Raw genomic sequence first — 11,923 nt, 5'->3', positions numbered from 1 at the left:
ATCAAGTTTTGTCCGGGCCGTCCGATACATCCTTCGTATTTGGACGCTTTCCCGGAGCCCGCCGTCGTGCAGCCGCGCCTTCTTCTATTGCCTTTCCTGCTCAGCAGCCTGCCGGCACTGGCGGTGACCTTCCAGACGCGGCTGGAGAGCGTCGAGTGGAAGGTCGAAGGCGACCAGTTCGAATGCCGCCTGTCGCAGCCGGTGGCGAATTTCGGGGTCGGCGAGTTCGTCCGGCGTGCCGGCGAGCAGGCGACCTTCCGCCTGAAGCCCGAGGCCCAGTGGCTGGGGCGCGGGTCGGCGACCCTGCTGGCTGCCGCGCCGCCCTGGCGACCGGGACAGGGCGACATCAACCTTGGCCAGGTCAGCATCGGTAGCGGCGAGGTGCCGTTCAACAGCAACCAGCAACAGGCCGGTCGGTTGCTCACCGGCCTGCTCGAGGGGCGCAGCCCGCTGGTCCGCCATCGCACCTGGCAGGGCGATCGCCTGGAGGTGCGCCTGCTGCCGGCGCGCTTCGCCAGCGTCTACAGCCAGTACCAGGCCTGCATCGCCAAGCTGCTGCCGGTGAACTTCGAGCAGGTCAAGCTGGCCCAGGTCGGCTTCCCCGACGGCGGCACGGCGCTGAACGACGTGGCGCGAGCCAAGCTGGACATCATCCTGCAACTGCTCAAGGCCGATCCGAGCATCAACCGGATCGAACTCGACGGGCACTCCGACAACAGCGGCAACCGCCTGACCAACCGCGACCTGTCACGCCGCCGCGCGCTGGCGGTGCAGGAGTACCTGAAGAGCAACGGGGTGCCGGAAAGCCAGATCAACGTGCGCTTCTACGGCGAGCGCTACCCGCTGGTGGCCAACAACAGCGCCGCCAACCGTGCGCGCAACCGCCGGGTCACCGTGCACCTGTCGCGCGAGGCGGTGGTCGAGCCGGCGACGGAAGCGCCGAAGGCCGAGGACAAGCCGGCGCCGCCCGCGGCAGAACCTGCCGCACCGAAGCCTCCGGCCGCCTCGCTTCAGGGAAAACCCACGGTTTGAGTCGCGCAAACGATAGAATCTGTCGCTTTTGCGTCTAAAGCTGTCGCCCCTCTGTAATTTCCCGAATGCCCTGCGTAGAATTGTCGCTTTTCGTGACGACCCCCGTGGAGTGATGGCATGGCGGATGTGAAGAAGGTAGTCCTGGCGTATTCCGGCGGCCTGGATACCTCGGTAATTCTGAAGTGGTTGCAAGATACCTATAACTGCGAAGTGGTGACCTTCACCGCCGACCTCGGCCAGGGCGAGGAAGTCGAACCGGCTCGCGCCAAGGCCCGCGCGATGGGCGTCAAGGAAATCTACATCGACGACCTGCGCGAAGAATTCGTCCGCGACTTCGTCTACCCGATGTTCCGCGCCAACACCGTCTACGAAGGCGAGTACCTGCTGGGCACTTCCATCGCTCGTCCGCTGATCGCCAAGCGCCTGATCGAGATCGCCAACGAGACCGGCGCCGACGCCATCTCCCACGGCGCCACCGGCAAGGGCAACGATCAGGTCCGCTTCGAGCTGGGCGCCTACGCGCTGAAGCCCGGCGTCAAGGTGATCGCGCCCTGGCGCGAGTGGGACCTGCTGTCCCGCGAGAAGCTGATGGACTATGCCGAGAAGCACGGCATCCCGATCGAGCGCCACGGCAAGAAGAAGTCGCCGTACTCGATGGACGCCAACCTCCTGCATATCTCCTACGAAGGCGGCGTGCTGGAAGATACCTGGACCGAGCACGAAGAAGACATGTGGAAGTGGACCGCTTCCCCGGAAAACGCGCCGGACACCCCGACCTACATCGAGCTGACCTACCGCAAGGGCGACATCGTCGCCATCGACGGCAAGGACATGACCCCGGCCGAGGTGCTCACCGAGCTGAACCGCGTCGGCGGGATCAACGGCATCGGCCGCCTCGACATCGTCGAGAACCGCTATGTCGGCATGAAGTCCCGTGGCTGCTACGAGACCCCCGGCGGCACCATCATGCTCAAGGCCCACCGCGCCATCGAGTCGATCACCCTGGACCGCGAAGTGGCCCACCTGAAAGACGAGCTGATGCCCAAGTACGCCAGCCTGATCTACACCGGCTACTGGTGGAGCCCGGAGCGCCTGATGCTGCAGCAGATGATCGACGCCTCGCAGGTCAACGTGAACGGCGTAGTGCGCCTGAAGCTGTACAAGGGCAACGTCGTGGTGGTGGGCCGCAAGTCCGACGACTCGCTGTTCGACGCCAACATCGCGACCTTCGAGGAAGACGGCGGCGCCTACAACCAGGCCGATGCCGCGGGCTTCATCAAGCTCAACGCGCTGCGCATGCGCATCGCCGCGAACAAGGGCCGCACGCTGTCCTGACCGACGCGCGCTGCCTGCGATGGAACGAAGAACCCCGGCCATGAGCCGGGGTTCTTCGTTGCGGATTGCTGAAAGCGATAGCCGGGGCCGTTCAGGAAGACTTCTGGATCAGTTCGATCTTGTAGCCGTCCGGGTCGGTCACGAAGGCGATCACGGTGGTACCGTGCTTCATCGGCCCGGCTTCGCGGGTGACCTGGCCGCCGTTGTTGCGGATGTCGTCGCAGGCCTGGTAGGCGTCGTCGACCTCGATGGCGATATGGCCGTAGCCGGTGCCGATCTCGTAGGCATCCACGCCCCAGTTGTGGGTAAGCTCGATCACGGCGGAATCCGCCTCGTTGCCATAGCCGACGAAGGCGAGGGTGAACTGGCCGTCGGGATAGTCGTTCTTCCTGAGCAGGGTCATGCCTAGCACCCGGGTATAGAAATCGATTGAGCGATCGATGTTTCCGACCCGGATCATGGTATGGAGAATGCGCATTTTCAGTGCCTCGAGCTTCACGGTCAAAGGCGGATTTTACCATGCGGCCGGCAACCGGCTGCGAGATCGGGATCGTCCCCGTCCCGGCGACCGGCCCTTTGCCGGACTTCCCTTCCTACGGGGCGTTTCGCCTCTTCCCTGGGCCGGCCGTCGATAGCCGGTCGGCCTGCCTCCGCCACCCTCCCGGGCTGCCCGCTGCGTCTCCGAGCGTGCCAGGCGTCCCGCCTCCGGTGAGCTGCCGAAAGCTCGCTGCGCCTTCGCCATGAGGACGGAAAAAGGGGGGTTGACCTTACCAAGGTGTCAAGGTCGATAACCGGCCACGGAAGCGGTTTCGTCCAGCCAGGCCATGCAGGCTCAGACCAGGAAGGCATAACAATGAATCTCAGACACTTCATCCGCATCACCGCGACGCTAGGCGTCGCGGCCCTTATCGCTGGCTGCGGGGAATCGGCGCCGCCCGGGGCGGCGAGCGCCCCGCCAAGCGTTCCCGTCGCCGAGGTGGTGGTTCGCCCGGTGACACCCTACGCCGAGTTCACCGGCTCGCTGACCGCTGTCGAGCAGGTAGAACTACGGCCGCGCGTCGCCGGCTACATCCAGGACGTTACGGTGCCGGAAGGCCGCCTGGTAGAGAAGGGCCAGCAACTGTTCCTCATCGACCCGCGCGTGTTCAAGGCGGCGCAGGATGCCGCCAGGGCGCGCCTGCGCGAGGCCGAGGCCGCGGCGTTGCTGGCGCGCACCGAACACGAGCGAGCCGAGCTGCTGTATGCGCGGAAGGTCGTCGCCCGGGAGCGGCTCGACAGCGCCATCGCCTCGCGCAATGCCAGCAAGGCCCAGGTCGATGCGGCCAGGGCCGCCCTCGACGCGGCGCAACTGGATCTCGGCTTCACGCGGGTGACGGCACCGATCGGCGGGCGTGTCGGGCATATCCAGGTCACCGAGGGCAACTACGTCACCAATGGCGTCACCGCGCTGACCAGCATCGTTTCGGTCGATCCGCTGTACGTGTACTTCGATGTCGACGAGCGCACCTACCTGCAGGCCCTGGCGCCGACCCGCGGCAGGGAAGGCGAGCAGGCCCCCAGGGTCAAGGTGGCGTTGCTCACCGACGAGTCCTATGGACGAAGCAGTCGCCTCGATTTCCTCGCCAATGCCGCCGACCGCGGGACCGGCACGGTCCGGGTTCGGGCGGTGGTCGACAACCCGGACGGGCAACTGACGCCGGGGCTGTTCGCCAAGGTCAGGCTGGAGACCGGCAAGCCTCGCGAGCAGGTGCTGGTCGCCGACCATTCCATCGGCACCGACCAGGGCCGGCGCTATGTGCTGGTCGTCGACGAAGGCAACAAGACCCAGTACCGGCCGGTGGAACTCGGGCCGATGGTCGACGGCCTGCGGGTCGTCCGCCAAGGCCTGCAGCCGGGCGAGCGCATCGTCGTCAAGGGCCTGGTGCGGCCGGACATGCAGATCACGCCGCTCCTTGCGGAAATCGATGGCACGCCCGTCGACCTGTCGAAGACCGTGGGGGCCGCACAATGACATTCCCACGCTTCTTCATCGATAGGCCGATCTTCGCCATCGTTCTTTCGGTGCTGATGATGATCGGAGGCATCGTTTCGTTCTTCCAGTTGCCGCTGAGCGAATACCCGGCGGTGACGCCGCCGACCGTGCAGGTGACCACCGCCTATCCCGGCGCCAACCCCGACGTGATCGCGCAGACGGTGGCGACGCCGCTGGAGCAGGCGATCACCGGGGTCGAGGGGATGCTGTACATGTCCTCGCAGTCGGCCACCGACGGGCGAATGATCCTGACCATCACCTTCGACCAGCACATCGATCCCGACATGGCCCAGATCCAGGTGCAGAACCGGGTCTCGCGGGTGCTCTCGCGCCTGCCCGACGAGGTGCAGCGGCAGGGCGTGGTCACCCAGAAGACCTCGCCGGACATCCTCATGGTGGTGCACCTGCTGTCGCCGGAGCAACGCTACGACCCGCTGTACATCTCGAACTACGCCTACCTCCAGGTGCGCGACGAACTGCTGCGCCTGCCGGGGATCAGCGATGTGGTGGTGTGGGGCGCCGGCGAGTACAGCATGCGCCTGTGGCTCGACCCCGACCTGATCGCCGCGCGCGGGCTGACGGCGGGCGAGGTGATCGCCGCGGTACGCGAACAGAACGTCCAGGTGGCGGCCGGCGCCGTCGGCCAGGCGCCGGACTCCACCGCGGCCTTCCAGGTCACGGTGAATACCCTCGGGCGCCTGAGCGACGAAGAGCAGTTCGGCGACATCATCGTCCGCACCGGCGCCGACGGCCAGGTGACGCGCCTGCGCGACGTCGCGCGGATCGAGATGGGCGGCGATGCCTATGCGCTGCGCAGCCTGCTGGACGGCGAGCCGGCGGTGGCCTTGCAGATCATCCAGAGCCCCGGAGCCAACGCGCTGGATACCGCCGAAGCGGTGCGTGCCACCGTGGCGAGGCTCGAAGGCAACTTCCCGGCCGGCCTCAGCGCGCGCATCGCCTACGACCCGACGGTGTTCGTCCGCGCTTCGTTGCAGACCGTGGCCACCACCCTGCTGGAGGCGATCCTGCTGGTCGTGGTGGTGGTGGTGCTGTTCCTGCGTAGCTGGCGTGCTTCGCTGATTCCGCTGATGGCAGTGCCGGTCTCGCTGGTCGGCACCTTCGCCATCATGCATCTGATGGGTTTCTCGCTGAATACCCTGTCGCTGTTCGGCCTGGTGCTGTCGATCGGCATCGTCGTCGATGACGCCATCGTGGTGGTGGAAAACGTCGAGCGCCACATCGAGAACGGCGAGCCGCCGCTCCAGGCCGCGCGGCGTGCGATGGACGAGGTCACCGGACCGATCATGGCGATCACCTCGGTGCTGGCGGCAGTGTTCATCCCCACGGCCTTTCTCAGTGGCCTGCAGGGCGAGTTCTATCGTCAGTTCGCCCTGACCATCGCCATCTCCACCATCCTGTCGGCGCTCAACTCGCTGACCCTCAGCCCGGCCCTGGCGGGCCTGCTGTTGCGTCCGCGGCCGGCCGGAGATGCGGTGGCGGGGCGCTTCCAGCGACTGCTCCAGGTCCTCGGCCGACCGTTGCGAAATGCCCCCGAGGCCTACGGCAACGCGGTGCGCAAGGTGGTGCGGGTGAGCGGCCTGGCCCTGGTGGTGTATGGGGGCCTGCTTGGCCTGACCTGGGTCGGTTTCCAGGCGGTGCCACCGGGCTTCGTGCCGATGCAGGACAAGTACTATCTGGTCGGCATCGCCCAGTTGCCGAACGGAGCGTCGCTGGAGCGTACCGATGCGGTGGTCAGGCAGATGTCCCGGATCGGCCTCGACGAGCCGGGGGTGGAGAGCGTCGTGGCCTTCCCGGGCCTGTCGGTGAACGGCTTCGTCAACGTGCCGAACGCCGCGGTCATGTTCTTCATGCTCGACCCGTTCGAATCGCGCACCTCCGCCGATCTCGGCGCGCTGGCCATCGCCGGGCGCCTGCAAGCCAGGTTCGCCAGCATTCCCGACGGCTTCCTCGGGGTCTTCCCACCGCCGCCGGTACCGGGGCTGGGAACCATCGGCGGCTTCAAGATGCAGGTCGAGGATCGCGGTGGCGCCGGGCTGGAAGCCCTGGCCAGGCAGACCCAGGTGCTGATGATGAAGGCCACTGAGTCCGGCCAGCTCGGGGGCTTGATGACCAGCTTCGATATCAATGCCCCGCAGCTCGAGGTGGTGGTCGACCGCACCAAGGTGAAGAGCCAGGGCGTTCGCCTGGCCGATGTGTTCGAGGCATTGCAGGTCTACCTCGGCTCGCTGTACATCAACGACTTCAACCGCTTCGGGCGCACCTACAAGGTCACTGCCCAGGCCGATGCGCCGCACCGCATGCAGGCCGAAGCCATCGGGCGCCTGCAGGTACGCAATGCCGCCGGGGCGATGTTGCCGCTGTCCTCGTTCGTCACCGTGACGCCCAGCTCCGGTCCCGACCGGGTGATCCACTACAACGGCTATCCGTCGGCCGATATCAGCGGCGGCGCGCTTCCCGGCGTCAGTTCGGGACAGGCGGTGGCGTTGATGGAGCGCCTGGCCGGCGAAGTGCTGCCCGAGGGCATGACCTTCGAATGGACCGACCTGACCTACCAGCAGAAGCTGGCCGGTAACAGCGCGCTGTTCATCTTCCCGCTGTGCGTGCTGCTGGCCTACCTGATCCTCGCCGCGCAGTACAACAGCTGGCTGTTGCCGCTGGCGGTCCTGCTGATCGTGCCGATGTGCCTGCTCAGCGCGATCGCCGGGGTGTGGCTGGTGGGCGGCGACAACAACGTGTTCGTTCAGATCGGGCTGGTGGTGCTGGTCGGCCTGGCGGCGAAGAACGCGATCCTGATCGTCGAGTTCGCCCGCACGCTGGAGGCCGAGGGCGCCCGTGCGCTGGAGGCGGTGGTCGAGGCTTGCCGCCTGCGCCTGCGGCCGATCCTGATGACCTCGCTGGCGTTCATCGCCGGCGTGGTGCCGTTGGTCATGGCCAGCGGCGCCGGAGCGGAAATGCGCCAGGCCATGGGCGTCGCGGTATTCGCCGGGATGCTCGGGGTGACGCTGTTCGGCCTGTTCCTCACGCCAGTGTTCTACGTACTGGTACGGGCACTGGCGGCGCGCCTGGAGCGACGCGCCGGCGGCAGCCTGGCGCATCTGGAGGGAGGCCGTCCATGAAGCCATACCTGCGGTCTTCGTTGAGCGCGCTGATCCTGCTGGGCGGCTGTGCCGCGGTGGGGCCCGACTATGCGCCGCCGAGCGCGTCCGCACCGGCCAGCTTCGGCGCGATGCCGGCGGGTATCGATGGCAGTGGCGTGGAGATCGAGTGGTGGCGCGGGTTCGACGAGCCAGCCCTGGAGTCTCTGATCCAGCGGGCGCTCGCGGCGAACCTCGACATCGCCCTTGCCAACGCGCGCCTGGACGAAGCGAAGGCGCTGCTGCGCGAGAACCGCGAGGAGTTCCTGCCGCGCGGCGGGCCGGCGTTCGATTACCAGGCCCGGCGGCGCGGCGAGGTGGAAACACCGGCCGGCCAGCAGCGCGACATCGAGACCTATCGCGGCGCGCTGGATGCTTCCTGGGAAATCGACCTGTTCGGCCGGGTGCGGCGCTCGGTGGAGGCCGCCGAGGCGCAGGCGGGTTCGCGCGAGGCCCTGCTGCGCAACGTGCAGGCGAGCGTCGCGGCTACGGTTGCCATGACCTGGTTCCAGCTACAGGGCATCGAGGCCGAACTTGCGGTGGTCCATGACATCGCCGGCAACCAGCGCGACAGCCTGGAGATGGTCGAGCGCCTGGTCAGCGCCGGCTCCGCCCACGAGTTCGACCGGTTGCGCGCCGAAGCGTTATTGCACAACGTCGAGGCGGCCGTGCCCGACCTCGAACGGCGCCGCGCCGCCACCCGCAATGCGCTGGCCGTTCTCCTCGCGGAAGCCCCGCAGGCCTTCAGCCCGCCGGTCGCCCGCGCCTCCGGGGAAAGGCTGACGCTCCGCACCCTCGGGGTCGGCGACCCGGCGGGTCTGCTGGCGCGTCGCGCCGACATCGCCGCGGCCGAACGCAACCTGGCGGCCGCGACCGCACGTATCGGCGTCGAGACCGCGGGGCTGTATCCGCAGGTCGAGGTACGCGGCTCGATCGGCCTGGTCGCCGGCAATCTCGATGCTTTGGACGAGAGTGGTACGTCCTTCAACGTCCTGAACCCGGTGATTCGCTGGGCGTTACTCGACCGCGGTCGCGTGCGGGCGCGGATCGCCGCCAGCGAAGCCCGTGCGCAGGAGGCATTGATCCTCTACGACCGGACGGTACTGCGCGCCCTGCAGGAGACCGATGATGCCTTCAACGGCTATGGCGCTGCCGCTGACAGGCTCCGCCTGCGCCTGCTCGAGGCGACGGCCAATCGCGAGGCGGCGCGCCTGGCCCGGGAACGCTTCGTCCAGGGGGACGGCGAGTACCTGGACGTGCTCGAGGCGGAACGCTCGGACTACCTCAGCCGGCGCGCATTGAGCATCGCGCGCACCGAGCAGCGCCTTGCCGTCGTGGGTATCTACAAGGCGCTGGGGGGTGGCTGGGAGGCCTGCGCGGGGGCGCGGCGCTGTGGCGTGGCTACCGACGATACCTCTCCAGGCGTGGCACGGCAGCGCGACAGTCGCTCCTGATCAGCCGCCGGCCTTCGCTCGACTGCCTGGGTCGAGGGCCGTGCGGCGCGTCCTCCGGTTATTTGGCGAACCCCGGGAGTACGGATTGCCTGGCGCGGATCACTCGTCCCTGTCCGCCTTATCGATAAGTCGGTTCCGAACTCTTTTTCGGTAGTTCATTCAGATGGATGAGTGAAGAGGGCAGATGGAAAGTATCTGCTCGGGAATTCAATGTTCAGAAGAGTGGGGAAGTATTACTTTCTCACTGTTCTTCAGGTACGTTCCGGCTGCCCGCCGTTTCTTATTGGATGAAGTCACTCCTGTGCCTCTGCGCTCGCGCCGCACGGAGAATATCGTCGAGAGGTTCTTCAATGGTGAGTGGAGCTGGCTGACGCGGTATCTCGGTTGTCGGGCGGAGTTGTTCTATATGTTCGAACTTGGCTTTGCTCGTTGTTTTAATTTTGCGGAATAACCTCTGGAACTATTCATATGAATTTTTGAAAGTTTGGTTTACCTGAGAGATTTATGAGTTGACCTTGTCACGATGGCAGGACTCATGGTTCGCAGGAGTCAACAAACCAGGAGGTTGCGATGTTTTCTTTCCATATTCCGAACATGACCTGCGGCGGTTGTGCCAAGACTGTCACCCGTATCCTCCACGGCGTCGATCCCCAGGCGCGCGTAGAGACCGATCCTCCTCGGGGCGAGGCCAGGGTCGAGAGCACTCTGGACAAGCACGCATTCCTCGAGGCGTTGAGCGAGGCCGGTTATCCGGAGGGCCGTTGAGTGCATGGGCATGACGCAGGCGTAGGGTCGGATAGTAGCGTTTCGCCCAGTGCCGGCAATAGGAAAATGATTTTCATTGAAGTCCGCGTTCCATATGCCATCAATGGCGCTTGGCTATTGTGGAAAGAACTCTTTGGAATTTGTAAATCAATATTTCAGTCGGCCGCGAGGTGACAGTTATGTGAACGGCAAGAGGCGCTGACAGGAAACCCTAAAAGTTATTCTCCGATGGATTCGCAGGCCTTTAGCTCGGGGTTTTTCGCAGCGCATCCAGTGTTATCGAAGAGCACCTTTCGGCGAACTCCGTTGTCCGCCGACAAGGCCGCTGCATTGCTTGACCTTGCCACCGTGGCAAGCTTTACGGTCGCCCCGCACAACAACAAAAACAAGGGTGATCCAAATGACTTCAAATCCGTTACAGCAATGCTGCAATTCTTCCTCCGATATGAATATCCGCCCCCAGCGGACAATGTCGGAACCTGCCCGAAATGCATCGGTTCTCCTGGCTGAAGCCTTGAAACCGGGTGCCTCCCTGGACCAGATCACGCTCGCGCTCGAGGCGATTCTCGCGGTCACGGCCAAAGGCCTGGGCGGTGATGCTTCGGCTTACGCGCAGTACCAGGCGTTGCTCCTGGAACTGCACGTAGGCAGCGATCCGCATACGGAGCCGACCCGCCGCTGGATGGCGAGCCAGGTCTACCTGGTCGAGGATCGTTTCGCTCCCGAGCCGGCCGGTTTCAGCGCCGTCCCGGTGGAGGAGTTCCGCAAGAAGGTCGACGCCGAGATCGAGGCGCGCAGCCGGGTGCGCCATCCCATGTCGGTCCACCTGTTCCAGGGCACGCCGCCGGTCGAGGACGTGCGCTTCTTCCTGGAACACCATTGGGTCCGTTCCTACAACTTCTACAGCCTCCTGGCGGAGCTGGCCTTCCGCTTCGAAAACATCGAGGACGCCTCGGTGTTCTACCGCAACCTCTACGGCGAGGCCGGGGCGGAGACGCCGGAGCGCTCGCACCCCGCGTTGCTGTCCCACCTGATGACCTACTTCGACATTCCGCTGCGCATCGATTTCCCGGCGCTGCATCCGCTGGAGAAGGCCTACCTCAACAACCGTATCCGTTGCGTGCGGCACACCGATGTCGCCTGGGGCCTTGCGCTCCTGTACGCGGTCGAGTCGGTGAGCTGCGTCAACCACCGGCGCATCTACGAACTCCTGCAGCGCCTGGGCGTGCCCGAGCAACCCAGCGAGTTCCATCGCCTGCACGGCACCCAGGACGAGATCGATACCGAGGAGATGTGGGCGCTGATCGCCAAGTTCGCGCCGAGCGAAGACTTCCAGCGCAAGTTCATGCAGTCGCTGGCGTGCCACTTCGAAATCAACCGGGCCTACTTCGACCTGCTCTGGGAGCAGATGCAGGCGAATTCCCTGGCCATGGCCTGATGCCTATCCAGAACAAGAACAAGGAGTACAGGATGAATACCCGCAATTTTTCCCTGCCGCAGTTGCAGAACCTGCCCATCGATGAAGCACGCATCGTTGCCGATGCGCTGGCCGTCCACGCTACTTCCCGCCAGATCGATAGCGCCGCGAGCAAGCTGGCCGCGCTGGCCGAGGCAGGGCTCAAGGGCGACCGCCAGGCCTATGCCGCGTACCAGCAGTTGCTCTACGTCCTTTCGTTGAGCGACGACGTGGCGACCGCCCAGACCCGGCGTTGGCTGGCCCGGGCGATCTATCGCGTCGAAGAGCGTTTCATGCCCGCCGCCGATCTTTCCAGGGCGCTGTCCGAGGAGGATTTCCAGAAGCGTCTCGAACAGGAAATCGCCGCGCAGTCCCGCGAGCGGCACCCGATGTCGCAGTACGTGTTCTCCGGCTCGGCCTCCCGCGCGCAGCTCCAGGTGTTCCTCCGTCACCAGTGGTTCCGCACCTTCCGCCTGTACCGCGATGCGGCCGACCTGTTGGTCAACCTGACCGATGTGGACGAGGCCGCGGCGCTTGCGCGCTACCTCTATGGCGAGTTGGGCGAGGAAGACGAAAAGGGTTCGCATCCGCGCCTGCTGGCCAAGCTGCTCGAGGCCATCGGCCTGGAGGCTGACTTCCAGGCCGTCTCGACGATGCCCGAGGAAATCGCCTACCTGAACAATCGCGCCCGTGC

The 11,923-nt window shown here is 65.6% G+C and carries 11 protein-coding genes; 10 read left to right on the top strand and 1 reads right to left on the bottom strand.

The features are described from left to right. Nucleotides 1-66: 66 nt before the first annotated feature. Both motY and FFS27_RS19205 read left to right on the top strand, forming a co-directional pair. Nucleotides 67-1,032: a flagellar protein MotY gene (gene motY / locus FFS27_RS19210; protein ID WP_021265136.1), complete on the top strand. Its 966-nt coding sequence runs from the start codon at nt 67-69 to the stop codon at nt 1,030-1,032. A 117-nt stretch (nt 1,033-1,149) separates the two neighbouring features. Further along, complete coding sequence (locus FFS27_RS19205; protein ID WP_003092065.1) at nt 1,150-2,367, top strand: argininosuccinate synthase; 1,218 nt, start codon at nt 1,150-1,152, stop codon at nt 2,365-2,367. Nucleotides 2,368-2,458: 91 nt separating this feature from the next. Here the strand turns inward: FFS27_RS19205 and gloA are convergent, their stop codons facing one another. After that, nucleotides 2,459-2,845 (bottom strand): lactoylglutathione lyase, encoded by a 387-nt coding sequence (gene gloA / locus FFS27_RS19200; RefSeq protein WP_003110007.1) that lies wholly within the window; start codon nt 2,843-2,845, stop codon nt 2,459-2,461. A 375-nt stretch (nt 2,846-3,220) separates the two neighbouring features. Here gloA and mexP point away from each other — a divergent pair, with 375 nt between their 5' ends. The 8 genes from mexP to FFS27_RS19165 all read left to right on the top strand — a co-directional run. Further along, nucleotides 3,221-4,378, top strand: a complete 1,158-nt coding sequence (mexP, locus tag FFS27_RS19195; RefSeq protein ID WP_003117521.1) for a multidrug efflux RND transporter periplasmic adaptor subunit MexP — start codon at nt 3,221-3,223, stop codon at nt 4,376-4,378. Continuing rightward, on the top strand, nt 4,375-7,536 hold the full coding sequence (gene mexQ / locus FFS27_RS19190) for a multidrug efflux RND transporter permease subunit MexQ (RefSeq protein WP_003110006.1): 3,162 nt from the start codon (nt 4,375-4,377) through the stop codon (nt 7,534-7,536). Before mexP ends, mexQ begins: the two co-directional genes overlap by 4 nt. Then, complete coding sequence (gene opmE, locus FFS27_RS19185; RefSeq protein WP_003110005.1) at nt 7,533-9,008, top strand: multidrug efflux transporter outer membrane subunit OpmE; 1,476 nt, start codon at nt 7,533-7,535, stop codon at nt 9,006-9,008. Before mexQ ends, opmE begins: the two co-directional genes overlap by 4 nt. A gap of 184 nt (nt 9,009-9,192) precedes the next feature. Next, nucleotides 9,193-9,459 (top strand): hypothetical protein, encoded by a 267-nt coding sequence (locus tag FFS27_RS19180; RefSeq protein WP_124142526.1) that lies wholly within the window; start codon nt 9,193-9,195, stop codon nt 9,457-9,459. A gap of 119 nt (nt 9,460-9,578) precedes the next feature. Continuing rightward, entirely contained in the window at nt 9,579-9,773 is a 195-nt protein-coding gene (locus FFS27_RS19175; RefSeq protein ID WP_021265135.1) for a heavy-metal-associated domain-containing protein, read from the top strand. Between the two features lie 306 nt (nt 9,774-10,079). Next, nucleotides 10,080-10,283, top strand: coding sequence for a hypothetical protein (locus FFS27_RS33645; protein WP_172036657.1), 204 nt, complete (start codon nt 10,080-10,082; stop codon nt 10,281-10,283). Then, entirely contained in the window at nt 10,219-11,211 is a 993-nt protein-coding gene (locus tag FFS27_RS19170) for an HOASN domain-containing protein (RefSeq protein WP_217963458.1), read from the top strand. Before FFS27_RS33645 ends, FFS27_RS19170 begins: the two co-directional genes overlap by 65 nt. Nucleotides 11,212-11,243: 32 nt before the next feature. Further along, the coding region (locus tag FFS27_RS19165) for an HOASN domain-containing protein (RefSeq protein WP_137952151.1) at nt 11,244-11,923 on the top strand (680 nt) is incomplete at its 3' end.

Origin of the sequence: Pseudomonas sp. 2VD, from assembly GCF_005503585.1 — a bacterium.
In the GTDB taxonomy this organism is placed as follows: domain Bacteria; phylum Pseudomonadota; class Gammaproteobacteria; order Pseudomonadales; family Pseudomonadaceae; genus Pseudomonas; species Pseudomonas aeruginosa.
This window is presented reverse-complemented; position numbering and strand designations above follow the sequence as displayed.